Source organism: Pseudomonas sp. P106(2024), assembly GCF_057480815.1.
In genome coordinates this window covers 118,303-142,786 of record NZ_JBLIYU010000006.1, presented here as the reverse complement: position 1 = coordinate 142,786, position 24,484 = coordinate 118,303, and the positions used below count along the sequence as shown (strand labels likewise).

The window sequence follows — 24,484 nt, the reverse complement described above, 5'->3', positions numbered from 1 at the left end:
TCGTTTCTCTTTATCCGGGCCGGCCGCTCCCAGGGGCAGCCGATCACGGCTGCCACAGGGGAGGGCGGGCGAAGGGCTCAGGCCGGCTGGGTGTAGGCGGCCAGTTCCTGCAGGCGTGGGTCTTCGCTGGCGCGGTGGTCCTTGGCCAGCAGCGAGTACACGGTGGGCAGGATGAACAGGGTGAACAGCGTGCCGACCAGCATGCCGATGACGATCACCAGGCCCAGGCTGAAGCGGCTGTGGGCACCGGCGCCGCTGGCCAGCAGCAGCGGGACCAGGCCCACCACCATGGCCGCGGTGGTCATCAGGATCGGCCGCAGGCGGATCTGCGCGGCGCGCTCGATGGCCGTGCGGCGATCGAGCTGGTCGGCCTGCTGCAGCTCGTTGGCGAACTCGACCATGAGGATGCCATGCTTGCTGATCAGGCCGACCAGGGTCACCAGGCCGATCTGCGTGTAGATGTTCACCGTGGCGTAGCCCAGGTACAGCGGGATCAGCGCGCCGCACACCGACATCGGCACGCTGACCAGGATCACCAGCGGGTCGCGCAGGCTTTCGAACTGCGCCGCCAGCACCAGGTAGATGACCAGGATGGCGAAGATGAACGTCACCACCAGGGCGCTGCCTTCCTGGACGAACTGGCGGGCATCGGACAGCCAGTCATGGCTGAAGCCGGTGGGCAGGGCATTGGCCTGGGCGGCGAGGAACTGCACCGCGTCGCCGATGCTCACGCCCGGCGCCGGCACCGCCTGCAGGGTGGCCGAGTTGAGCTGGTTGAACTGGGTCAGCTTGTTGGGCTCGATCGACATGTCGAAGCTGACCAGGGTCGACAGCGGCACCTGGGCGCCGTTGGCGGCCTTGACGTATTGGCCGACCAGCATTTCCGCCGACAGGCGCTGGGCTCGTGCCACCTGCGGGATCACGTCGTAGGAGCGGCCGTCGAGGGCGAAGCGGTTGACGTAGTTCTCGCCCACCAGCACCGCCAGGGCGTCGCCGATGGCCTGCATGCTGATGCCCAGGTCGTTGGCCTTGCTGCGGTCGATGTTGATGTTGACCAGCGGGCTGTTGAAGTCCAGGTCGGAGTCGACCACGGCGAACAGGCCGCTGGCCATGGCCGCCTGCTTGATCTTGTCCATGGCGTCGAACACCACGCGGTGGTCCTGGGAGCTCTGGATCACCATCTGCACCGGCAGGCCGCCGGTGGAACCGGGCAGCGGCGGCAGCTGGAAGGCGAAGATGGCCACGCCCTCGATCTCGCCCACGGCTTTCTGGATCTCGGCTTGCAACTGGTCGGCGCTGCGCTGGCGCTTTTCCCAGGTGCTCAGGTTGGCGCCGCCGAACGCGGTGCGCGGGCCGTCGTTGCCGTTGACCACCCAGGTGATGTCGGTTTCCGGGAAGGTGGCGAACAGGCGGTCCATGCGGTGCGCGTACATCTCGGTGTAGTCGATGTTGGCGTACTGCGGTGCCTTGGCCACCGCCAGCACCTGGGCCTGGTCCTCGACCGGCGCCAGCTCGCGCTGGGCGCCGAGGTAGAGGATCGGCAGGCTGACGAATACCGCCGCGGCAATTGCCAGGGTCAGCCAGCGGTGGTGCAGGGAGACGTCCAGCACGCGGCCGTAGCCCTTGCCCAGCCACTGGAAGAAGCGCTCGGCGCCACGGGCCATCGGCCCTTCGCTGGCCTGGCGGTTGAGCAGGAAGGCGCTCATCACCGGCGACAGGGTCAGCGCCACCACGCCGGACACCACCACGGCGCCAGCGAGGGTGAAGGCGAACTCCTTGAACAGCGCGCCGGTCAGCCCGCCCATCAGGCCGATCGGGGCGTACACCGCGGCCAGGGTCAGGGTCATGGCGATCACGGGGCCGGCGATCTCGCGGGCGCCGACCAGCGCCGCCTGCAACGGCGACTTGCCTTCCTCGATATGGCGGTGGACGTTCTCCACCACGACGATGGCGTCGTCCACCACCAGGCCGATGGCCAGGACCATCGACAGCAGGGTCAGCAGGTTGATGCTGAACCCGAACAGGCTCATGATCGCCGCCGCGCCGATCAGCGACAGCGGGATGGTCACCAGCGGGATCAGCACGCTGCGCAGCGAGCCGAGGAACAGGAAGATCACCACGGCGACGATCACCACGGCCTCGATCAGGGTTTTGACCACTTCATCGATGGACGCCTGGATAAAGCGCGCCACCTCGAACACGATGTTGGCGGTCATGCCCGGCGGCATGGTCTCGCGGATCTGCGGCATCATCTCTTGCACCGCGCCGACGATGGTCAGCGGGTTGCCGGCGGGGGTGGCGTGCAGGCCGATGAACACCGCCGGCTCGCCGTCCATGATGCCGCTGGTGTCATAGGAGGTGGCGCCGAGCTCGGCGGTGCCGATGTCGCTCAGGCGGATCAGCGTGTCGCCGTCGCGGCGCACCACCATCTGGCGGAACTGGTCGACGCTGGTCAGGTCGGTGTTGATGTTGATGTTGGCCGAGACGTACTGGCCCTTGGTCTGGCCGGGGGCGGCCTGGAAGTTGTTCTGGCGGATGGCCTCGGCCACGTCGCTGGCCGACAGGTTGCGCGCGGCCATGCGCGCCGGGTCCAGCCACAGGCGCATGGCCAGCTTCTGGCCGCCGAGGATCTGCGCTTCGGCCACGCCGTCGATGGCCGCCAGGCGCGGCTGCACCACGCGGGAGATATAGTCGGTGATCGCCGGCAGGCCAATGTCCTTGCTCGAGAAGCCGACGTAGATCACCGCCGTGCCTTCGCCGGAAGACTTGGCCACCACCGAGTCGTAGGCGCCTTCGGGCAGGCGGTACTTGACCTGGTTGACGGCGGCCATGATCTCGGTGAGGGCCTTGTTGGAGTCGGCGTTGAGCTTCAGGCGCACGCTGATGACGCTCTTGCCCTGGGTCGAGGTCGAGCTCAGGTAGTCGACGCCGTCGACCGAGGCCACGGCCTGCGAGATGGGCTGGGTGACGAAGCCCTGCATCAGCTGCGAGCGGGCGCCGGGGTATTCGGTGGTGATGGTGATGGTCGCGCTTTCCAGCTGCGGGTACTGGCGGATCGGCAGGTTCAGCAGCGCCAGCAGGCCAAGCATGACGATCATCGCGCAGACCACCAGGGTCAGTACCGGGCGGCGGATGAACAGGTCGGTGAATTTCATGGTGCTACAGGTCCTTTTCAGTGGCACGCAAACCCATTACTGCTGGGCCAGGTCCGGCTTGCGCGTGGTGCTGGCGGCCAGGGTGTCGTCGGTGACCCGCACCGGCATGCCGTTGCTCAGGCGGATCTGCCCGGACACCACCACGCGGTCGCCCGGCGTCAGTGCGTCGAGCACCACCACGCGGTCGTCGCGGCGGGCGCCGAGCTTGACGAACACCTGCTCCACGCGCAGCGCGCCGTCCTTCTCGCGCAGCACGTACAGCGAGTTGCCGTAGGCGCTGTAGCTGATCGCCGTTTCCGGCACGCTGAGCACATCGGCGTGGCTCGGCAGCTCGATGCTGACGTTGGCGAACATGCCCGGCTTGAGTTGCTGGCCGGGGTTGTCGAGGGTCGCTTGCACCTGCATGGAGCGGGCGCCCGGGTCGATCTGCGGCTCCAGGGTGGTCACCGCGGCGACAAAGCGCTGCTGCGGCCAGGCATCGACCTTGAGGGTGATGGCCTGGCCGGCCTGCAGGGCGGCGGCGGACTGCTCGGGCAGCGGGAAGTTGACGTGCAGGCGCGACAGCTCGGTGAGGGTCACCAGGCTGTCGCCGGGGCTGACGTACTGGCCGAGGTTGACCTTGCGGATGCCCAGCACGCCGGCGAACGGGGCGCGGATGGTCTTCTGCGCGATCTGCGCCTGGACCTGGGCGATCTCGCCGAGCAACTGGTCATAGTTGGCCTGGGCCTGGTCCAGCTGGGCCTGGGTGGAGGCCAGCGGCAGCACCTTGCGCGTGCGTTCCAGGGCCAGCTTGGCGTTCTTGGCCTGGGCCTGCAGCTTGGCCAACTCGCCGCGCTCGGGAGCGTCGTTGAGCTTGACCAGCACTTGGCCTGCGGCCACGGCCTTGCCGGCGGTGAACTCCAGCGCGGTGATGCGCCCGCCGACTTCCGGCGAGACATTGACCTGGTGCACCGCCTCCAGGGTGCCGACGGCGCTGAGCACCTGCGGCATGGGGCCGGACTGCACCCGGGCGACCGCCACCGGGGTGGCGTTGGCCTGGGCGGCGGGGGCGTCGTTGGCCACTACCGCCGGGGCGGGCAGCAGGGCCATGGTCAGCAGCGACAGCGAGGTGCCGGCGGCGATCCAGTAACGGTTTTTCATTGGGCGGCTCCTTGCGCCTGGTTCTGGTTGGCACGGACCTGGATGAAGGTCTGGCGCAGCTGCTCGAGGCTCAGGGCGCCGGGGATGAGGTAACGGCCATCGATCACCAGGCTGGGCACCGAACTGATGCCCAGACGCCGGCCCAGGGCCAGCTCTTCATCGAGCATCTGCGGGGCCTGCTGGTCGAATGCCGTGGCGAAGGCCTGCGGGTCGAAGCCGGCCTCGGCGGCCACGGCCAGCACGGTGGCGCGGTCGCCGATGTTGCGGGCCTGCACCAGGTGGGCTTCCTGCAGGCGGTCGAACATACGCTCGTGGCCTTCGTTGCCGCCCAGCGCCTTGGCGGTCTGGCAGGCGAGGCCCGAGAGCAGGCCGGTGGGGTATTCGAAGTCCTGCTGGCGCATGGCTTCGATGTTGATGCGCTTGACGTCCTCAGCGCGCGAGCACGACAGCCAGTGGCTGAGGATGGTTTCCTTGGCCTTGGGCATCGAGCCGAAGCGCTCGACCATCGCCTCGCGGCTGGTCTGCAGGATGAAGCTGCGGTGCTGGATGTCCAGGTTGAGTTCGTCCTTCAACTGCTTGAGGCGCGGGGCGAGGACGAAGCACCAGCCGCAGACGACATCGTGGAAGAATTCGACTTTCAGGGGTGACATGGCAGTGATCCGGTTTCAGGGAGGGATGGCCGCACTATCCACAGCGCCCCGGCAAGAAAAAAGCGACAAAAGTGCCGCAAACCCTCTCATCCCCTTCATTGATGACCGCCCGGCCCGGCCTTGAGCGGGTAGAATGGCGCTTTTGCCTGACCGTAGCCGACATGAGCCCAGCCATCGCCACCCTCGAGCAGCACCTGCTCGCCGCCCTCGACCCCGCCCCCCGGGAGACCCGCCGCCTGTTCCATGGCCGTGGCCGTTGCTGGTCGGGACTCGAGCAGATCACCGTCGACTGGCTCGACGGCGTGTTGCTGGTGGCGCTGTTCCGCGAGCCGCCCGAGGGCCAGCTGGCCGAGCTCGAAGCGATGCTGATGGCGCTGGCCGAGCGCCCGCAGTGGACCGGCCAGGCCATCCTGCTGCAGCACCGCTACCTGCCGGACAGCCCTGGCCAGTGGTTGTGGGGCGAGCCGTGCCAGCAGCGCGAGGTGGTCGAGGATGGCCTGAAGTACCTGCTCGACCTGGGCGTGCGCCAGAACAACGGCCTGTTCCTCGACATGCGCTATGGCCGACGCTGGGTACGCGAGCAGGCGGCCGGCAAGCGCGTACTCAACCTATTCGCCTACACCTGCGGCTTTTCGGTGGCGGCGATCGCCGGTGGCGCCGAGCAGGTGGTCAACCTGGACATGGCCAAGTCGGCGCTGTCCCGGGGCCGCGACAATCACCGACTCAACGGCCATGACGCCTCGCGGGTCGCGTACCTGGGGCATGAGCTGTTCAAGTCATGGGGCAAGGTGCGCAAGTACGGGCCGTATGACCTGATCATCATCGACCCGCCGACCTTCCAGCGCGGCAGCTTCGTGCTGACCCAGGACTACGCCAAGATCCTTCGGCGTTTGCCGGAGTTGTTGACTGAAGGCGGTACGGTGCTGGCCTGCGTCAACGATCCGGGGATCGGGCCGCAGTTTCTCATCGAGGGGATGGCCGAGCAGGCGCCGGGGCTGGTGTTTGTCGAGCGGCTTAAGAATCCGCCGGAGTTTCCGGATGCGGATCCGGAGGGTGGCCTGAAGGCGCTGGTGTTCCGCCAGCAGGCCTGACCCGGCGAAGGGCGGTTACTTGTTGGTATAGATCTGGTCGAACACGCCACCGTCATTGAAGTGGGTCTTCTGCACGGTGCGCCAGTCGCCGAAGGTTTTTTCAACGGACAGGAAGTCGACTTTCGGGAAGCGGTCGGTGTACTTGGCCAGCACGGTGGCGTCACGCGGGCGCAGGTAGTTGTTGGCGGCGATTTCCTGAGCCTCGGGCGACCACAGGTACTTCAGGTATTCCTCGGCCACGGCCTGGGTGCCTTTCTTGGCTACCACCTTGTCCACTACGCTCACCGGCGGCTCGGCCTCGGCCGACACACTCGGGTAGATCACTTCGAACTGGTCGCGGCCGAACTCGCGGGCGATCATCTCGGCCTCGTTCTCGAAGGTCACCAGCACGTCGCCGATCTGGTTGGTCATGAAGGTGGTGGTGGCGGCGCGGCCACCGGTGTCCAGGACCGGCGCCTGCTTGAACAGCTTGCCGACGAAGTCGCGGGCCTTGGTTTCGTCACCGCCCTGCTTGAGCACGTAGCCCCAGGCCGAGAGGTAGGTATAGCGGCCGTTACCCGAGGTCTTGGGGTTGGGCACGATCACCTGCACGCCGTCCTTGAGCAGGTCCGGCCAGTCCTTCAGCGCCTTGGGGTTGCCCTTGCGCACGATGAACACGGTGGCCGAGGTGAACGGCGCGCTGTTGTTCGGCAGGCGGCTCACCCAGTTGTCCGGCACCAGCTTGCCGTTGTCGGCCAGGGCGTTGATGTCGGTGGCCATGTTCATGGTGATCACGTCGGCCGGCAGGCCATCGATCACCGCGCGCGCCTGCTTGCTCGAGCCGCCGAAGGACATCTGCACATTGACCTTCTCCTTGTGCTCGGCCTCCCAGTGCTTCTGGAACGCCGGGTTGTAGTCCTTGTAGAAGTCGCGCATCACGTCGTAGGAGACGTTGAGCAGGGTCGGGGCGGCCTGGGCGAGGTTGCCCAGGGCCAGGCCCGCGGCGAGCAGCGAGGCGCTGAAGAGTTTTTTCACTGGGGGCATTCCTTGTTCTGATTCAAAGGGTTGGCGATATGCCAGCGACTATAGCGTTTGGCGCTTTGGTCGCTAAAGATCAAATGGCTCTTTGCTTATGCTTGCCCCGCCTTGGGACGCTGCCTATTGCTTTGGAAACAACGCATTGCCACAGCGCGAACAGAACGCCGCGCCATGCTCGTGGTGGTGCTTGGCGCAGGTCGGGCAGTCATGCTGCAACTGCTCGCCACGCAGGGCATTGGCCAGTTCGGCGGTGAAGATGCCGGTGGGCACGGCAATGATCGAGTAACCGGTGATCATCACCAGCGACGACAGCACCTGCCCCAGCGGCGTCTTCGGCACGATATCGCCGAAGCCTACCGTGGTCAGGGTGACAATGGCCCAGTAGATGCCCTTGGGAATGCTGGTAAAGCCGTGCTCCGGCCCTTCGATCACGTACATCAGCGTGCCGAACACCGTGACCAGGGTCGACACGCTGACCAGGAACACGATGATCTTCTGCTTGCTGCCTTGCAGCGCCGCCAGCAGGTAGTGGGCCTGCTTCAGATAGGGGCTGAGCTTGAGCACGCGGAAGATCCGCAGCATGCGGATCACCCGGATGATCAGCAGGTACTGGGCGTCGCTGTAGTACAGGGCGATGATCCCCGGCACGATCGCCAGCAGGTCGACCAGCCCGTAGAAGCTGAAGGCATAGCGCAGCGGCTTGGGCGAGCAGTATAGGCGGGTGATGTACTCGGCGAGGAAGATCGCCGTGAAACCCCACTCGATGCCGGCCAGCAGCCCGGCGTAGTTCTGGTGAACATCGTCGATGCTGTCGAGAATCACCGTGACCAGGCTGGCGAGGATGATCAGCAGGAGGATCTTGTCGAAGCGTCTTCCAGCGACGGTGTCGGTCTGGAAGACGATGACGTAGAGCCGCTCGCGCAGGCTCGAAGGGTTGTCCATGGGCGCGTTCCATTGTGCGAATGGGCAGAGCCTAGGGGCTGTGTTTCAGCTGTGCAAGCGAGGCGCGTTACGGCGCTGGTTGAGCTGGGCCAGATGGTTGCCCAGGTGCATCAGCCAGCAGGCGGTGACGAACGGCGCGGTCAGCCCGGCGAGCGGTAGCAGGTTGAACAATGGCTGTAGCAGCAAGGCACAGGCGATGGCGAGCAAGGTCACCCAGGGTTTCTCGCCCTGGCGGCTGAAGGCCAGCGCGGCCAGTGCCGCATTGAAGCCATAAAGCCCCAACCAGGCCCCTTGCGCTTCACCGGCCAGCAGCGCGACCCCGCCGCCGATGGCCGAGCCGATCACCGCCCAGGTGGCGGCATAGGGGTTGGCGAAGTACATGCCGATGACGATCAGCAGGCCGGCCATGGGCTTGTCGAGCAAAAAGATCTGCCCCACGCCGCGCAGCAGGGCATACACAGGGTCTGCCTCGACATAGCCGTTGGCCGACGGCTCGGCCAGCAGCAGGGTGGCCCAGCCTAGCAGCACGAAGGGCGCGGTGTAGGCGATCAGCAGCTTGCCGCCACGCTTGCGCCACTGGTGGGTGAGCATGCTCGACAGGCCGCCGGCGGCGATGATCAGCGGCGGCAGGATCGCCGACCAGGGCAGCACGGCGCTGATCAGGATGCCGATCAGCACGCCGTTGTAGCAATACAGCCCGGCCTGGCGGTCGGCGCGTTCGTAGCCGCGGCGCTGGGCGGTGAGCAGGCCGGCGAGGGCGCCAAGCAGGGCACCGCCGACCAGGTTCGGAGCGGTCAGCAGGATGGCCAGCAGGCAGCACAGGCCGCACAGGGGATTGCGCAGCAGCAGCACCTGGCTGAAGCCGTTGAGCAAGGCCGTGGCCCAGTCCGGGCACGGGTTGACGAAATTCTTGGTGTACATGGGCAGTCGGTAAAGTGGGTGGGGGAGCGGTGGGCCTCTTTGGGCCTCGGGTTATCCGCAGTTCTGTTGCATCGGTGTACGGGGAGGGCTGCGCCCTCCTTTCGCGACACAAGGCCGCTCCCACAGGGATCGTGTGTTCAGGCCTGGGTGTGATCCCTGTGGGAGCGGCCTTGTGTCGCGAAAGGGGCGCACAGCGCCCCCGGCGATCTCAGACCAAGGTCTCGATGCGCAGCGTATTAGTCGAACCCGGCTTGCCGAAAGGCACACCGGCGGTGATCAGCAGCGTGTCGCCACGGCTGGCCATGCCTTGCGCCTGGGCGATCTCCAGCGCCGTGGAGACCACCTCGTCGACCTGGCGCAGGCGGTCGTTGACCACCGAGTGCACGCCCCAGGTCACGCTCAGGCGGCGCGCGGTGTTGAGGTTCGGCGTCAGGTTGAGGATCGGCGCCCGTGGCCGCTCGCGGGCGGCGCGCAGGGTCGAGGCCCCCGACTCGCTGTAGTTGACCAGCACCGCCACCGGCAGGATGCCGCTGATACGGCGGATCGCGCAGCTGATGGCATCGGACACCGTGGCTTCGGCCTTGGGCCGGCCGACGTCGAGCTGGGCCTGGTAGTCCGGGCCGTTCTCCACCTGGCGGATGATCTTGCTCATCATCTGCACCGCTTCCAGCGGGTAGTCGCCCGAGGCGGTCTCGGCCGACAGCATCACAGCATCGGCACCTTCGGCCACGGCGTTGGCCACGTCGGTGACCTCGGCGCGGGTCGGGGCCGGGGAGAAGCGCATCGATTCAAGCATCTGCGTGGCCACCACCACCGGCTTGCCCAGCTGACGGCAGGTATTGATGATGCCCTTCTGGATCTGCGGCACGCTCTCGGCCGGCACTTCCACGCCGAGGTCGCCACGGGCGACCATGATCGCGTCGGACAGCTCGGCAATGGCCTGCAACTGCTCGACCGCCGAGGGCTTCTCGATCTTGGCCATCAGGTAGGCGCGCTCGCCAATCAGCTGGCGGGCCTCGACGATGTCCTCAGGGCGCTGGACGAACGACAGCGCCACCCAGTCCACGCCAAGCTCCAGGCCGAAGGCCAGGTCGCGGCGGTCCTTTTCGGTCAGCGGGGAGAGGTCCAGCACCGCCTGGGGCACGTTGACGCCCTTGCGGTCGGACAACTCGCCACCGGCCAGCACTTCGGTGTCGATGGCGTCGCCGTGCTTGGCGGTGACGCGCAGGCGCAGCTTGCCGTCGTCCAGCAGCAGGTCCATGCCCGGCTCCAGCGCGGCGATGATCTCCGGGTGCGGGAGGTTGACCCGGCGGCTGTCGCCCGGGGTCTTGTCCAGGTCCAGGCGCAGGGCCTGGCCGCGTTGCAGCTGGACCTTGCCGTCGGCGAAGCGGCCGACCCGCAGCTTCGGCCCCTGCAGGTCCATGAGGATGCCCAGCGGGTAGTTGAGCTGCTGCTCGACTTCGCGGATCCACTGGTAGCGCAGGGCGTGGTCGGCGTGCTCGCCGTGGCTGAAGTTGAGGCGGAAGATGTTCACCCCGGCCTCGACCAGTTGGCGGATGTCATCGATGCCTTTGATCGCAGGCCCGAGGGTGGCGAGGATTTTGACTTTTTTATCAGGCGTCATGATTGCGGAGTCTCGAGGATCAGGATGGCACGGAAGTCGTTGACGTTGGTGCGGGTCGGCTCGGTGACGATCAGCGCGTCGAGGGCGGCGAAGTAGCCATAGCCGTTGTTGTTGTCCAGCTCATCGCTGGCCGACAGGCCCAGGGCCTCGGCGCGGGCGTAGCTGTCCGGGGTCATGAATGCGCCGGCGTTGTCCTCCGAGCCGTCGATGCCGTCGGTGTCGCCGGCCAGGGCGTACACACCCGGCAGGCCCTTGAGGCTTTCGGTGAGGCTGAGCAGGAACTCGGCGTTGCGCCCGCCACGACCGTTGCCGCGCACGGTGACGGTGGTCTCGCCGCCGGAGAGGATCACGCAGGGGGCCTTGAGCGGTTGGCCGTGCAGGACGATCTGCCGGGCGATGCCGGCATGCACCTTGGCCACCTCGCGCGACTCGCCCTCCAGGTCGCCGAGGATCAGCGGGCTGAAGCCGGCCTGGCGGGCTTTCACCGCGGCGGCCTCCAGCGACTGCTGGGGCCTGGCGATCAGTTGGAAGTGGCTGCGCGCCAGGGCCGGGTCATCGGCCTTGACGGTCTCGGAGGCCGGGTTGTTGAGCCAGTCGATGACGGCCTTGGGGGCGTCGATGTTGTAGCGCTTGATGATCGCCAGGGCGTCGGCCGAGGTGCTCGGGTCGGCCACGGTGGGGCCGGAGGCGATGACCGTGGCGAGGTCACCGGGTACGTCGGAAATCGCGTAGGTGTAGACGGTGGCCGGCCAGCAGGCCTTGGCCAGGCGGCCGCCCTTGATCGCCGAGAGGTGCTTGCGCACGCAGTTCATCTCGCCGATGGTGGCGCCGGATTTGAGCAGGGCCTTGTTGATCTGCTGCTTGTCGGCCAGGGTCAGGCCTTCGGCGGGCAGGGCCAGCAGGGCCGAGCCGCCGCCGGACAGCAGGAAGATGACGCGGTCGTCTTCGCTCAAGTTGCTGACCAGGTCGAGCACGCGCTTGGCCACGGCCAGGCCTGCGGCATCGGGGACCGGGTGGGCGGCTTCGACCACCTCGATCTTCTGGCAGCTGGCGCCATGGCCGTAGCGGGTGACCACCAGGCCAGAGACTTCGCCTTGCCAGCTCTTTTCGACCACTTCGGCCATGGCGGCGGCGGCCTTGCCGGCACCGATGACGATGACCCGGCCGCTACGGTCGGCGGGCAGGTGGGGTTCGAGGACCTGACGGGGGTGGGCGGCGGCGATGGCTGTGTCGAACAGCTCGCGCAGGAGTTTTTGTGGATCGACCGACATGGCAGGCTCCCAGATTCTTGTTGTTTTGCACAATCGAAAACGCCCCTGGAACTGCCTCCGTGCAGGCCGAACCAGGGGCGGGTGTTGCTCGGTGTCATCACTGGACCTGTGGTTGCAGGTTCAGCGTTGTTGGATCTGGAATCGTGGGGGCGCTTTGCGCCCCTTTCGCGACACAAGGCCGCTCCTACAGGGGATTGCGTACCGCCTGTAGAGCGGGCTGCACAGCAGCCCCCGGATTCAAATCACTTGTCGTCGCGGATCGAGAAGTTGGCCATGTGCTCCAGGCCCTTGATCAGCGCCGAGTGGTCCCAGTTGCCGCCGCCCAGCGCCACGCAGGTGCTGAACACTTGCTGGGCGTTGGAGGTGTTGGGCAGGTTGATGCCCAGTTCCTTGGCGCCTTGCAGGGCCAGGTTCAGGTCCTTCTGGTGCAGGTTGATGCGGAAGCCCGGATCGAAGGTGCCCTTGATCATGCGCTCGGCGTGTACTTCGAGGATCTTCGACGAGGCGAAGCCGCCCATCAGTGCTTCGCGCACCTTGGCCGGGTCGGCGCCGTTCTTGGCGGCGAACAGCAGGGCTTCGCCGACGGCCTGGATGTTCAGGGCGACGATGATCTGGTTGGCCACCTTGGCGGTCTGGCCGTCGCCGTTGCCGCCGACGCGGGTGATGTTCTTGCCCATGGCTTCGAACAGCGGCAGGGTACGCTCGAAGGCCTTCGGGCAGCCGCCGACCATGATGCTCAGGGTCGCGGCCTTGGCGCCGACTTCGCCGCCGGACACCGGGGCGTCCAGGTAGGCGGCGCCGGTGGCCTTGATCTTCTCGGCGAAGGCCTTGGTGGCGGTGGGGGAGATCGAGCTCATGTCGATTACCACCTTGTTCGGGCCGACGCCTTCGACGACGCCGTTCTCACCGAACAGGACGCTCTCGACTTGCGGGGTATCCGGGACCATGACGATGATGAACTCGGCTTCCTGGGCAACCTCTTTCGGGTTGGCCAGGGCCACGGCGCCGGCGGCGATCAGGTCGGCCGGTGCCGCGTCGTGGTGGGTGGAAACGAAGATGCTGTGACCTGCCTTTTGCAGGTTCTGGGCCATGGGCTTGCCCATGATGCCGGTGCCGAGGAAACCGATTTTAGCCATGAGAGTTCTGCCTCTTTGTATTTGTATGAACAGGCGACCAGGCCCCTGTAGGAGCGGCCTTGTGTCGCGAAAGGGGCGCGTAGCGGCCCCACGATCTCAGTCACGCCGGAAGATTGCCGGGGGCTGCTGCGCCGCCCTTTCGCGACACAAGGCCGCTCCTACAACAGTTCCGCGTGGGTCTTAAATTGCGTTGTGGGTCTTGAGCCAGCCCAGGCCCGCCTCAGTGGTGGTCTTGGGCTTGTACTCCGCGCCCACCCAGCCCTGGTAGCCGATGCGGTCCAGGTGCTCGAACAGGAAGCGGTAGTTGATCTCGCCGGTGCCCGGCTCGTGGCGGCCCGGGTTGTCGGCCAGCTGCACGTGGTTGATCAGCTTCAGGTTGGTTTCCAGGGTGCGGGCCAGGTCACCTTCCATGATCTGCATGTGGTAGATGTCGTACTGCAGGAACAGGTTGTCGCTGCCCACCTCGGCCTGGATCTCCAGGGCCTGTTTCGTGGTGTTCAGGTAGAAGCCCGGGATGTCGCGGGTGTTGATCATTTCCATGACCAGGCGGATCCCGGCGGCCTTGAGCTTGTCGGCGGCGTAGCGCAGGTTGTCGACGAAGGTCTTGCGCACGGTGGCGCAGTCCAGGCCCTCGGGGCGAATGCCGGCCAGGGCGTTGACCTGGGTGTTGCCCAGCACCTTGGCGTACTCGATGGCCTTGTCGACGCCAGCGCGGAACTCCTCGACGCGGTCGGGGTGGCAGGTGATGCCGCGCTCACCCTTGGACCAGTCGCCGGCCGGCAGGTTGAACAGCACCTGGGTCAGGCCGTGGGCGTCGAGCTGCTGCTTGATCTCGGCGGCGCTGAAATCGTACGGGAAGAGGTATTCGACACCGCTGAAACCAGCGTCGGCGGCGGCCTTGAAGCGGGCCAGGAAGTCCTGTTCGGTGAACAGCATGGACAGGTTGGCGGCGAAGCGAGGCATAAGTCGTCTCCTTGCGTTGAAGACCCCCGCGCAAGGCGCGGGGGCGTCAGGCGATCAGTCCAGCAGCGAGATGGCGGTCGGCGCGTCGTTGCCGACCAGGGCGAGGTCTTCGAACTCGTTAACCGCGTTGATCTCGGTGCCCATGGAAATGTTGGTCACGCGCTCGAGAATCACTTCGACCACCACCGGCACACGGAACTCTTCGGCCATCTTCTGCGCCTTGAGCAGGGCAGGAGCGATGTCGGCCGGTTCGAACACGCGCAGGGCCTTGCAGCCCAGGCCTTCGACCACGGCGACGTGGTCGACACCGTAGGTGGCGGCGTCGGTGGCGTTGATGTTCTCGAAGGCCAGTTGTACACAGTAATCCATGTCGAAGCCACGCTGGGCCTGGCGGATCAGGCCGAGGTAGGCATTGTTCACCAGCACGTGGACGTACGGCAGGTTGAACTGCGCGCCCACCGCCAGTTCTTCGATCATGAACTGGAAGTCGTAGTCACCGGAGAGCGCGACGACCTTGCGCTTCGGATCGGCCTTGACCACGCCGAGGGCGGCCGGGATGGTCCAGCCCAGCGGGCCGGCCTGGCCGCAGTTGATCCAGTGGCGTGGCTTGTACACGTGCAGGAACTGCGCGCCGGCGATCTGCGACAGGCCAATGGTGCTGACGTAGCAGGTGTCCTTGCCGAACACCTGGTTCATCTCTTCGTACACGCGCTGCGGCTTGACCGGCACGTTGTCGAAGTGGGTCTTGCGCTGCAGGGTGGCCTTGCGCTGCTGGCAGTCTTCCAGCCAGGCCTTGCGGCACTTGAGCTTGCCGGCGGCTTTCCACTCGCGGGCTACTTCCAGGAACACGTCCAGTGCCTTGCCAGCATCGGAAACGATACCCAGGTCCGGAGTGAATACGCGGCCGATCTGGGTCGGCTCGATGTCCACATGCACGAACTTGCGGCCTTCGGTGTAGACGTCGACGGAGCCGGTGTGGCGGTTGGCCCAGCGGTTGCCGATGCCGAACACCAGGTCGGATTTGAGCAGGGTGGCGTTGCCGTAGCGGTGCGAGGTCTGCAGGCCGACCATGCCGACCATCAGTTCGTGGTCGTCCGGGATGGTGCCCCAGCCCATCAGGGTCGGGATCACCGGCACGCCGGTCAGTTCGGCGAACTCGACCAGCTTGTCGCTGGCGTCGGCGTTGATGATGCCGCCACCGGCTACCAGCAGCGGGCGCTCGGCGTCATTGAGCAGGGCCAGGGCCTTCTCGGCCTGTACGCGGCTGGCTTGTGGCTTGTGTACTGGCAGCGGCTCGTAGGCGTCGATGTCGAATTCGATCTCGGCCATCTGTACGTCGAACGGCAGGTCGATCAGCACTGGGCCCGGGCGGCCGGTGCGCATTTCATAGAAGGCTTTCTGGAAGGCGTAGGGCACCTGACCTGGTTCCAGGACGGTGGTTGCCCACTTGGTCACCGGCTTGACGATGCTGGTGATGTCGACGGCCTGGAAGTCTTCCTTGTGCAGGCGTGCGCGCGGTGCCTGGCCGGTGATGCAGAGGATCGGGATGGAGTCGGCCGAGGCGCTGTACAGGCCGGTGACCATGTCGGTGCCGGCAGGGCCGGAGGTGCCGATGCACACACCGATGTTGCCCGGGTTGGCGCGGGTGTAGCCCTCGGCCATGTGCGAGGCACCTTCGACGTGGCGAGCGAGGACGTGATCGATGCCACCGACTTTCTTCAGGGCCGAGTACAGCGGGTTGATGGCAGCCCCCGGAATGCCGAACGCGGTATCTACACCTTCACGGCGCATGACCAGAACGGCTGCATCGATTGCTCTCATTTTGCTCATGGTTTGTGCCTCATCGATTTTGTAATTGTATACAACTTGTGTTGCGGCAGAGTGTATTCATGCTCGGCGCAAAAGGTCAATCCATTTTCGTCGGCGGCGTTGACTGAGTGGTCATTGGGCGATGAGGCGGCATTTCGTCGCACTTGGCGAGATTGAGCCAAATAATTGTATACAAAGCGTGCCTTCGTTGTGTTCTATTCTGTCTACTGGTTTTCAACTGCCCTCAGGGCTTCTCACAACAAGAAGAGGACCTTTTCATGAACGCATTGACCCTCAAAGACGCTGTCGGCGTGGTGAACGCCGCGCTGGCCGCGGGCCGCAAGATCAACGCCGCGCCGCTGACCGTGGCGGTGCTGGATGCCGGCGGGCACCTGCTGGCGCTGCAGCGTGAGGATGGCGCCACCCTGCTGCGTCCGCAGGTGGCCATCGGCAAGGCCTGGGGCGCGGTGGCCCTGGGCAAGGGCTCGCGCCTGCTGGCGCTGGATTCGCAGCAGCGGCCGGCGTTCTATGCCGCGCTGAACGGGCTGGGCGAGCGGCCGGTGGTGCCGGTGCCGGGCGGGGTGCTGATCCGTGATCGGGACGGCAAGGTGCTGGGGGCCGTCGGGATCAGCGGCGATACCTCGGATATCGACGAGCAGTGCGCGATCAGTGCGATCGAAGAGGTGGGGCTGACGGCGGATGCGGGGGTTGCTGCGTAAGGCTCGTCATTTTGGGGCCGCTCTGCGGCCCATCGCGACACAAGGCCGCTCAGGGAAATGCGTAACCTCTGGAGCGGCCTTGTGTCGCGAACGGGCTGCACAGCAGCCCCATTGGCCCTATCAGGCCGCCTCGGGCTCGCAGCCCTTCAACACCAGGCGGATGATTGTCTCCGCCGCCGCGTCATAGTCGCTGTCGGCCAGCTTGGCCTTGCCGGTCACCACGGCGATCTGCCAGTCGAAATCCGCGTAGGTCTGCGTCGCCGCCCAGATGCTGAACATCAGGTGGTGCGGGTCGACATGGGCGATCTGACCGCGCTCGATCCAGCGCTGGATGCATTCGATGTTGTGGCGGGCCTGCTCGTTGAGCTGCTCGACCTGGCGTGGCGACAGGTGCGGCGCGCCATGCATGATCTCGCTGGCGAACACCTTGGAGGCGTGGGGCAGGTCGCGGGAGATGCGGATCTTCGAGCGGATGTACGCGCTGAGCACCTCTTTCGGATCACCGTCGGCGTTGAACGGCGTCGAGGCCTGCATGATCGGCGCGATGATGCTCTCGAGCACCTCGCGGTAGAGGTTTTCCTTCGACTTGAAGTAGTAGTACACGTTCGGCTTGGGCAGGCCGGCCTTGGCCGCGATGTCGCTGGTCTTGGTGGCGGCGAAGCCCTTGTCGGCGAATTCTTCACTGGCCGCGCGCAGGATCAGTTCCTTGTTGCGCTCGCGAATGGTGCTCATGGTGGGGGACGGTCCTTTGACGCTGCGAGCACGGATGGTAGCAAGAACCCTTGTACAAAGCATCCCACGCCCATGCCGGCCAGCCGTGCTGGCCGGCATGGATGGCATTACCTGGCTTCCCGGAATGCACAGCCCTGCAGGTCTTGCGAGCGACACTCGAAATAGATGATGCCGAAGGGACCCTCATGTCGCTTCCAGGCTGGTGCATTGGCGAGCCGGATTGGGATGTCGGGGGTGACTTCAGTACGGTAGCGCATGTCTATGCTCTGCTTTCCCGAAGTCTTGTAGGTGCAGGCGCGCAGCCTGCCTACGCCGTCGACCTTGCCATCGGATGGGTAGAATATGGCGCTGTCGAACGAGATCACGACGCTGTTCTGGTCTTTCAGCAGCCCGAGCCATTGGCCATCGCCGCTTTCTGCTCTGGCGGTGAGTACGCCGTTGGTGTTCTGGATTTCGGCCGGCGCGGGGCAGAATTCCATGGTTGCGGCCATGACGTTGCTTGCGAGCAGCGCAGGCAGAGTGAGCGAGAGTGCGTGTTTGAGCATGGGTATTCCTTGTCGTCTGAAGCACGATGGAGTGGCTTCGCTATGCTAGGAATGCCCTGCCATAGGATATGCAGGCCAGATCTTCCCAATCGGCAGGGAATGGGACTGCGTGGCGTAGGATGAATAGATCGCTTTTTATGGAGTAGTGCATGGCAGGAAGTAGTTTGTTGGTACTGATCGACGACATCGCCACGGTGCTCGACGATGTCTCGGTGATGACCAAGGTCGCGGCAAAGAAGACCGCAGGGGTGCTGGGTGATGACCTGGCGCTCAACGCCCAGCAGGTCACCGGTGTGCGCGCCGAACGCGAGATACCGGTGGTGTGGGCGGTGGCCAAGGGCTCGCTGCTGAACAAGGCGATCCTGGTGCCGGCGGCGTTGCTGATCAGCGCGTTCATTCCCTGGGCGGTGACACCGCTGCTGATGCTCGGCGGCGCCTACCTGTGCTTCGAGGGCTTCGAGAAGCTGGCGCACAAGTTCCTGCACAGCAAGGCCGAGGACGAGGCGCAGCACGAGGCGCGCAAGCAAGCGCTGGCCGACGCCAATCTCGACCTGGTCGCCTATGAGAAGAGCAAGATCAAGGGCGCGGTGCGTACCGACTTCATCCTGTCCGCCGAAATCATCGCCATTACCCTGGGCATCGTCGCCGATGCGCCGTTGAGCCAGCAGATCGTTGTGCTGTCGGGTATCGCTGTGGTCATGACCATCGGTGTCTATGGCCTGGTGGGGGGAATCGTCAAGCTCGATGACTTGGGCCTGTGGATGACGCAGCGGGCATCGAACCTGTCCCGCGTGGTCGGTAACGGCATCCTGCGCGCGGCGCCCTACATGATGAAGGGCCTGTCGGTGGTCGGTACCGCTGCCATGTTCCTGGTCGGCGGCGGCATCCTGGTGCACGGCATCGCGCCGCTGCATCACGCCATCGAGGCGTTCAGCGAAGGGCGGGGCGGGGCGTTGACCGGGGCACTGCTCAATGGTGTGGCGGGAGTGATCGCCGGGGCGGTGGTGCTGGCGGCGGTTGCTGTCGCTGGCAAGGTGTGGCGGGCGGTAAAACCGGCAAACTGAGGCGCCCGACCGGGCCTTGCCTCGGATCTCCTGGTATGAGCGGCCTTGTGTCGCGAAAGGGCCGCGAAGCGGCCCCAGGACCTCGGCATCATGCGAAATCGTCGGGGCTGCTGCGCAGCCCTTTCGCGACGCAAGGCCGCTCTTACAGGCTTTACACTGGCATCAGATCAGAAGTGAACTTTCACCAGGAAGCTCATGGTGTTCTGATCGGTGGTAAAGGCATCGCTGTCCTTGATGCCGTACTTGTTCTTCCAGTAGTCGTACTCGATACCCACGTACAACTGCTTCTCGCCCAGGTGCAGCGCCTTGCCCAGGTCGTACTTGACCTGCGGGTTGAAGTGCAGGTTGGCCTGGTAGGTGCCGCGACGGTTCTCGTCGTTGTCGACCACCCAATCCATGAAACCGTCGATCAGGATGTCGGACGAGCCCACGGGAATGGTGTAGGACCACACCGGGGTGATCTGCCAGACATTGTCGCCCGGACGGCTGCCGTCGGTGGTGCGCTGGTAGAAGTTCAGCTGGAAGTAGTCGAAGCCGGGGATGGCCAGGTCGAAGCCGGGGCCGATCAGGTAGGACTCGGTATCACCCTCGCCGAACTCGTAGGTCATTGCCAGCAGCACATCCTTCACCGGGCCGAACTCGAGCTTCTGGTCGAAGATCTTGCCGAACGACAGGCGTGGGCTGAACTCGCCGTAGTAGGTGTTGGGGCCGTTGTTGGCGTCCTTCTTGCCCTGGTAGAAGATCTTGTCGAGGAAGAAGAAGTTGTCGCCGTACTTCCACGCATCGGCGTGCTCGAAGGTCACGGTCTGCTGGATCTCGGGGTTGACCTTGAAGTTCTTGCCCCACAAGTAGGTCAGGCTGTTGTTCTGCCATTGCAGCAGGTCGCCGGCTTGGCTGGCGCCGCAGGCCAGCAGACCACCGGCGAGGATCAGGCTATTGATGATACGCATTGCGAGTGTCGCTCCCTTGATTGGATCTGTTGTCAGCGCTCGGGCGCTGTTTTTGTCTTTTGGGTCAGCTTTTTTCAATTGGCCACAGCTGTTTGGCAAGAGCTGCGCCAACTTTTCCACGTTGGGCACAACCGTCCTGCTCGACGTCTTTCTGAACGGATGAAATGGGTATTTCACGCTGGCAACACGTTGGCCAACCGCCCGGAAACATTGACTGAGCGGTCAGCAAACGCGGGCGGGATCCTTCCCGCCCCGATCGAGGGGGCGCGCAGATTACTCACTTGCGCGCCGGGCCTCAAGTGCTCCGTCCTGGAGCACGGTGGTGCAAATTTGGGCGTTCGGTCAGTTTTTCAGAAGTGCACCTTCACCAGGGCACTGGCCACGCTCTGGTTGCTGTCCACATTGCCGCGGCTGTCGATGCCGTACTTGTCCTTCCAGTAGCTGTATTCGAAGCCGACGTAGAGCTGCTTGGCGCCCAGGTTCAGGGCCTTGCCCAGGTCGTACTTGACCTGCGGGTTGAACTGCAGGTTGGCGTGGTAGGTGCCGCGACGGGTCTGGTCGTTATCGACCACCCAGTCGATGTAGCCGTCGATCAGGATGTCGGACTTGCCCACCGGGAGGGTGTACGACCAGGCTGGGGTGATCTGCCAGACGTTGTCGCCGGGGCGGCTGCCTTCGGTGTTGCGCACGTAGAAATTCAAGGTGAAGTAGTTGAAGCCGGGCACGTTCAGGTCGAAGCCGGGGCCGATCAGGTAGGCCTCGTTGTCGCCCTCGCCACGTTCGTAGGTCATGGCCAGCAGCACGTCCTTGATCGGACCGAAGGCCAGGTTGCGCTCGAAGATCTTGCCGAACGACAGGCGCGGGCTGAACTCGCCGTAGTAGGTGGTCACGCCTTTGCCGGGGTCGGCCTTGCCGTTGTAGAAGATCTTGTCGACGAACAGAAAGGTGTCGCCGTACTTCCATTTGTTGGCATGTTCGAAGGTGATGGTCTGCTGGATGTCGGGGTTGACCTTGAAGTCCTTGCCGTACAGGTAGGACAGGCTTTCGCCGTGCCATTGCAGCCATTCGCCGGCGTGGGCGGGGAGGGTGGCCAGCAGGCTGCTGCCCAGCAGGACGGACGTGGTGATGCGCTTCATGTTGTGATTCCCGGACTTATTGTTTTTGTAAGGGCTTTTTCGGCGCGCAAGCGCCCCGGGCGGCCCATTCCGGCGGGCCGACGGTCCAGCGTTACCGCGTGGTTGGAACGGGGCGGCCGGTACGGCACCGCCCCAGGTCACTCAATGCTGGTGACAGGCATCGTTGTGCGCGGCGCGGTCGGCGCCGCCAAGGATGTTGAACAGCAGGTTCAGCACCAGGGCGCTGAGGGTGGCCATGGCGATGCCACTGTGGGTGATGGGCTCCATCCACTGCGGCATCTGCGCGAAGAACTCCGGCCGCACCACCGGGATCAGGCCGAAACCGACGCTGACCGCGACCAGCAGCTGGTTGCGTCGGTCGGCGATGTCCGCTTCCTGGAGGATCTTGATCCCGGTGGCGGTGACCATGCCGAACATGGCGATGGACGCGCCCCCCAGTACCGCGGGCGGAATCGAAGCGATCAGGAAGGCCGCCTTGGGTAGCAGGCTGAGCAGGATCAGCAGCGCGCCGGCCATCACCGTGACGTAGCGGCAGCGAACCCCGGTCATCTGCACCAGGCCGATGTTCTGGGCGAACGAAGAGTGGGTGAAGGTGTTGAAGAAACCGGCGATGAACGACGCGCCGGCATCGCACAGCAGGCCGCGTCGCAGCATGCCCGGCGTGACTTCACGGTCGGTCACCTTGCCCAGGGCGAGGAACATGCCCGTGGACTCGACGAAGATGATCACCACCACCAGGCACATCGACAGGATCGGCGCCAGGCTGAAGGTCGGCATGCCGAAGTGCAGGGGGGTGACCACCTGCAGCCACGGCGCCTCGCTCAGGCCCGACAGGTCGACCATGCCGATGGAGCCGGCGAGCACATAGCCCAGGCCCATGCCCACCAGTACCGACACATTGACCCAGAAGCCGCGCATGAAGCGGTTGATCAGCAGGATCACCGCCAGCACCAGGCCGGCGACCATCAGGTAGGTCGGCGCGCCGAAGGCTTGTGCCTCATGGCCGCCGCCGGCCCAGTTGACCGCCACCGGGAACAGCGACAGGCCGATCGAGGTGATGACCGTACCGGTCACCAGCGGCGGGAAGAAGCGCACGACCTTGGACATGAACGGCGCGATCAGCATGCCGAAGAACCCGGCGGCGATGGTCGCGCCGAAGATTCCCTGCAGGCCGACGCCGGGCATGCCGGCCATGGCCACCATGCTGCCGACGGCGGCGAAGCTGGCGCCCATCATGACCGGCATGCGGATGCCCACGGGGCCGATACCGAAGGATTGGATGATGGTGGCAACGCCGGCGACCAGCAGGTCGGCGTTGATCAGGAAGGCGACTTCTTCGCGGGACAGGCCCGCCGCCTGGCCGATGATCAGCGGCACCGCGATGGCGCCCCCGTACATCAGCAGAACGTGTTGCAGACCCACCAGGATCAGCTGGAACAAGGGCAGGGGCTGTCGTGGTGGCGCAACAGGGATGTACGCCTTGGGTGACTCGGACATGCAGCACCTCGAGTTTTGTTTTTATTCTCGGATCCAAGCGGGCGGCTTCACGTGGCAGGCTCCGGTGAAGGAGGCTGGGGACCCACGTGAAGCCGAACGCTCGATGCTTGCTTGTTACGTAGAGCTTGGAAGCGAGGCCGGGAGTACCGGCCTCATCGCGGGGCAAGCCCGCTCCCACGCAATCGTGGGGTGTCTCAGTTGACCTGCGCGCCTTTGGCGATCCAGTCGCCGACCAGCTTGCGCTCCTCGACGGTCATCTGGGTGATGTTGCCCAGCGGCATGATCTGGCTGGCGACGGCCTGCGCCTGGATGCGCGCGGCCTGGGCCTGGATCTGCTGCGGGGTGTCGAACATCACGCCGGCAGGGGCGGCGCTGAACAGCGGGCTGGTCGGCTTGGCCGAGTGGCACACGGTGCAGCGTTCCTGAATGACGGTGTGGATCTTGTCGAAGCTGCCGGTGGCCGCCTGGGCCGTGGCCTGGGCAGGTTCCGCAGCGGGTGCCTGGGCAGGCTTGGCGGCCTCCTCTGCGCGCAGTTCGGCGGCGGTCTTGCCACCGACGGCAGTGGCCGGCAGCGGCTGGTACTCGACCTTGGCGGCGGCCTGCTCGGGTGCGGTTGGCAGCGGCTTGGGACCGGTCACATAGGCCAGGCAGATCATCGCCAGGGCACCGACGGGCAGGGTCCAGGCGTACTTGTTGCTGTCGTGGCGGGTGTTGAAGTAGTGACGGATCAATACAGCGGCCACCGCGATCCCGGCCAGGATCAACCAGTTGTACTGGCTGCCGTAGGTGCTCGGGAAGTGGTTGCTGATCATGATGAACAGCACCGGCAGGGTGAAATAGTTGTTGTGGCGCGAGCGCAGCAGGCCCTTGGCCGGCAGCACCGGGTCGGGCGTCTGGTTGTTCTCGATCGCCGCCACCAGCTGGCGCTGGGCCGGCATGATGATGCGGAACACGTTGCCGACCATGATGGTGCCGATGATCGCGCCGGTGTGCAGGTAGGCGCCACGGCCGCTGAACACCAGGCTGAAGCCCCAGCAGGCGGCGATGATCAGCACGAACAGCACGGCGCCCAGCAGCGCCGGCTGCTTGCCCAGGGGCGAGTCGCACAGGAAGTCGTAGATGAACCAGCCGGCAACCAGCGAACCGATACCGATGGCCACCCCTTCGGCGCCGCTCAGGGTGCTGCCGGGCGCCAGCAGGTAGAGGCTCGGGTTCCAGTAGAACACCACGCACAGCAAGGCGATCCCGGACATCCAGGTGAAGTAGGCTTCCCATTTGAACCAGTGCAGGTTCTCGGGCATTTTCGGCGGCGCGAGCTTGTATTTCTCCAGGTGATAGATACCACCGCCGTGGATGGCCCAGAGGTCACCCGACAACCCATCGCGCGGGTTGCTTCGGTTCAGGTGGTTCTCCAGCCAGACAAAGTAGAACGATGCACCGATCCAGGCCACGCCGGTGATCATGTGAACCCAGCGAATGCTCAGGTTCAGCCATTCGTGAAGGTGTGCTTCCACAGTATGTACCTCTCGCCAGTCACCATCTCGATGACCGACCCTTTCTTATTGGTGGGGATTGAGGATCAACATCTGTTCCTCGGGGAAGTAATGCTCATCGCAGTTGTTGCCAGAACCACTGCGATCAACCACCAGGAAGTCATCCCGCTTTTCGATCGTCAGCACCGGGTGGTGCCAGACGCCGCGATGGTAATTAACGCCCTGCCTGCCATTGCTGCGGAAGGCTCGGACCAAGCCTGATACAGGTGCATCGCCAACTGGCGCGACCACGATCAGAAAGGGGTTGCCGAGCAGCGGGATGAAAGCCTGGCTGCCCAGCGGATGGCGTTCCAGCATGCGTACGGTCAGCGGCATCTCCAGCGCGTCGGCGCGGAAGATACTGATGATCGCCTTGTCCTCGGGCTCGGCGGTCTCGACCGTGGCGAGCTTGTGGAAGCGCATGGTCGAGCCGTTGTTGATCATGAAGTGGTCGCTGCCGTCGGTTTCGATCACGTCACCGAAGGGGGCGAAGGCTTCTTTGGTCAGGGGCTCGATCATCAGGGTGCGCATGCGGGTCTCTCTTGTATGTTCGTTGTTCTGGATTCTGGTGGACCGGCCTGCCGGGCCCT

21 protein-coding genes are annotated in these 24,484 nt (G+C 65.1%); 3 read left to right on the top strand and 18 right to left on the bottom strand.

Features of this window, described 5'->3' with window-relative positions:
• Positions 1-77: 77 nt before the first annotated feature.
• Genes AC25M7_RS12435 through AC25M7_RS12425 form a run of 3 tightly spaced genes read right to left on the bottom strand, consistent with a single transcriptional unit; the run spans position 78 to position 4,945 of the window.
• Positions 78-3,155, bottom strand: a complete 3,078-nt coding sequence (locus tag AC25M7_RS12435; RefSeq protein WP_028692827.1) for a MexW/MexI family multidrug efflux RND transporter permease subunit — start codon at positions 3,153-3,155, stop codon at positions 78-80.
• 36 nt (positions 3,156-3,191) lie between these two features.
• Positions 3,192-4,295: an efflux RND transporter periplasmic adaptor subunit gene (locus AC25M7_RS12430; protein ID WP_247283393.1), complete on the bottom strand. Its 1,104-nt coding sequence runs from the start codon at positions 4,293-4,295 to the stop codon at positions 3,192-3,194.
• Positions 4,292-4,945, bottom strand: a complete 654-nt coding sequence (locus AC25M7_RS12425; protein ID WP_247283391.1) for a DsbA family oxidoreductase — start codon at positions 4,943-4,945, stop codon at positions 4,292-4,294. The genes AC25M7_RS12430 and AC25M7_RS12425 overlap by 4 nt, the downstream gene beginning before the upstream one ends.
• Before the next feature lie 161 nt (positions 4,946-5,106).
• Here AC25M7_RS12425 and AC25M7_RS12420 point away from each other — a divergent pair, with 161 nt between their 5' ends.
• Positions 5,107-6,036 (top strand): class I SAM-dependent methyltransferase, encoded by a 930-nt coding sequence (locus tag AC25M7_RS12420; RefSeq protein WP_236248295.1) that lies wholly within the window; start codon positions 5,107-5,109, stop codon positions 6,034-6,036.
• Positions 6,037-6,051: 15 nt separating this feature from the next.
• Here the strand turns inward: AC25M7_RS12420 and AC25M7_RS12415 are convergent, their stop codons facing one another.
• The 8 genes from AC25M7_RS12415 to gcl all read right to left on the bottom strand — a co-directional run bounded on the left by AC25M7_RS12415 (position 6,052) and on the right by gcl (position 15,740).
• Positions 6,052-7,050 carry a sulfate ABC transporter substrate-binding protein gene (locus AC25M7_RS12415; RefSeq protein ID WP_028692830.1) on the bottom strand — a complete coding sequence of 333 codons (999 nt, stop codon included), beginning with the start codon at positions 7,048-7,050 and terminating at the stop codon, positions 6,052-6,054.
• A gap of 123 nt (positions 7,051-7,173) precedes the next feature.
• On the bottom strand, positions 7,174-7,995 hold the full coding sequence (locus AC25M7_RS12410; RefSeq protein WP_028692831.1) for an ion transporter: 822 nt from the start codon (positions 7,993-7,995) through the stop codon (positions 7,174-7,176).
• Between the two features lie 45 nt (positions 7,996-8,040).
• On the bottom strand, positions 8,041-8,916 hold the full coding sequence (locus AC25M7_RS12405; RefSeq protein WP_028692832.1) for an urea transporter: 876 nt from the start codon (positions 8,914-8,916) through the stop codon (positions 8,041-8,043).
• Positions 8,917-9,124: 208 nt separating this feature from the next.
• On the bottom strand, positions 9,125-10,540 hold the full coding sequence (gene pyk, locus AC25M7_RS12400) for a pyruvate kinase (protein WP_028692833.1): 1,416 nt from the start codon (positions 10,538-10,540) through the stop codon (positions 9,125-9,127).
• Entirely contained in the window at positions 10,537-11,811 is a 1,275-nt protein-coding gene (locus AC25M7_RS12395) for a glycerate kinase type-2 family protein (protein ID WP_062362549.1), read from the bottom strand. Before AC25M7_RS12395 ends, pyk begins: the two co-directional genes overlap by 4 nt.
• A gap of 242 nt (positions 11,812-12,053) precedes the next feature.
• Positions 12,054-12,947, bottom strand: coding sequence for a 2-hydroxy-3-oxopropionate reductase (locus tag AC25M7_RS12390; protein WP_028692835.1), 894 nt, complete (start codon positions 12,945-12,947; stop codon positions 12,054-12,056).
• A gap of 180 nt (positions 12,948-13,127) precedes the next feature.
• A complete protein-coding gene (gene hyi, locus AC25M7_RS12385; protein ID WP_028692836.1) occupies positions 13,128-13,910 on the bottom strand; it encodes a hydroxypyruvate isomerase in 783 nt (260 codons plus the stop codon).
• 54 nt (positions 13,911-13,964) lie between these two features.
• Entirely contained in the window at positions 13,965-15,740 is a 1,776-nt protein-coding gene (gene gcl / locus AC25M7_RS12380) for a glyoxylate carboligase (protein ID WP_011532933.1), read from the bottom strand.
• Positions 15,741-15,997: 257 nt separating this feature from the next.
• Here gcl and AC25M7_RS12375 point away from each other — a divergent pair, with 257 nt between their 5' ends.
• Positions 15,998-16,438, top strand: a complete 441-nt coding sequence (locus tag AC25M7_RS12375; protein WP_028692837.1) for a GlcG/HbpS family heme-binding protein — start codon at positions 15,998-16,000, stop codon at positions 16,436-16,438.
• 120 nt (positions 16,439-16,558) lie between these two features.
• Here the strand turns inward: AC25M7_RS12375 and AC25M7_RS12370 are convergent, their stop codons facing one another.
• On the bottom strand, positions 16,559-17,170 hold the full coding sequence (locus AC25M7_RS12370) for a TetR/AcrR family transcriptional regulator (protein ID WP_028692838.1): 612 nt from the start codon (positions 17,168-17,170) through the stop codon (positions 16,559-16,561).
• A gap of 107 nt (positions 17,171-17,277) precedes the next feature.
• Complete coding sequence (locus AC25M7_RS12365; protein WP_186596089.1) at positions 17,278-17,715, bottom strand: DUF3757 domain-containing protein; 438 nt, start codon at positions 17,713-17,715, stop codon at positions 17,278-17,280.
• 149 nt (positions 17,716-17,864) lie between these two features.
• Between AC25M7_RS12365 and AC25M7_RS12360 the strand changes: the two genes are divergently transcribed.
• The gene (locus AC25M7_RS12360) at positions 17,865-18,779 is read left to right on the top strand and encodes a DUF808 domain-containing protein (protein WP_486971109.1); all 915 of its coding nucleotides are present in this window, start codon (positions 17,865-17,867) and stop codon (positions 18,777-18,779) included.
• A 167-nt stretch (positions 18,780-18,946) separates the two neighbouring features.
• Here AC25M7_RS12360 and AC25M7_RS12355 read toward each other — a convergent pair whose 3' ends face one another.
• The 5 genes from AC25M7_RS12355 to AC25M7_RS12335 all read right to left on the bottom strand — a co-directional run bounded on the left by AC25M7_RS12355 (position 18,947) and on the right by AC25M7_RS12335 (position 24,425).
• Positions 18,947-19,729, bottom strand: coding sequence for an outer membrane protein OmpK (locus AC25M7_RS12355; protein ID WP_028692841.1), 783 nt, complete (start codon positions 19,727-19,729; stop codon positions 18,947-18,949).
• 350 nt (positions 19,730-20,079) lie between these two features.
• A complete protein-coding gene (locus tag AC25M7_RS12350; protein WP_280063130.1) occupies positions 20,080-20,865 on the bottom strand; it encodes an outer membrane protein OmpK in 786 nt (261 codons plus the stop codon).
• A gap of 141 nt (positions 20,866-21,006) precedes the next feature.
• Positions 21,007-22,362, bottom strand: coding sequence for a nucleobase:cation symporter-2 family protein (locus AC25M7_RS12345; RefSeq protein WP_486971108.1), 1,356 nt, complete (start codon positions 22,360-22,362; stop codon positions 21,007-21,009).
• A 194-nt stretch (positions 22,363-22,556) separates the two neighbouring features.
• Positions 22,557-23,876: a urate hydroxylase PuuD gene (locus AC25M7_RS12340; RefSeq protein WP_028692844.1), complete on the bottom strand. Its 1,320-nt coding sequence runs from the start codon at positions 23,874-23,876 to the stop codon at positions 22,557-22,559.
• A gap of 45 nt (positions 23,877-23,921) precedes the next feature.
• On the bottom strand, positions 23,922-24,425 hold the full coding sequence (locus AC25M7_RS12335) for an ureidoglycolate lyase (protein ID WP_011532943.1): 504 nt from the start codon (positions 24,423-24,425) through the stop codon (positions 23,922-23,924).
• Between the last annotated feature and the right edge of the window lie 59 nt (positions 24,426-24,484).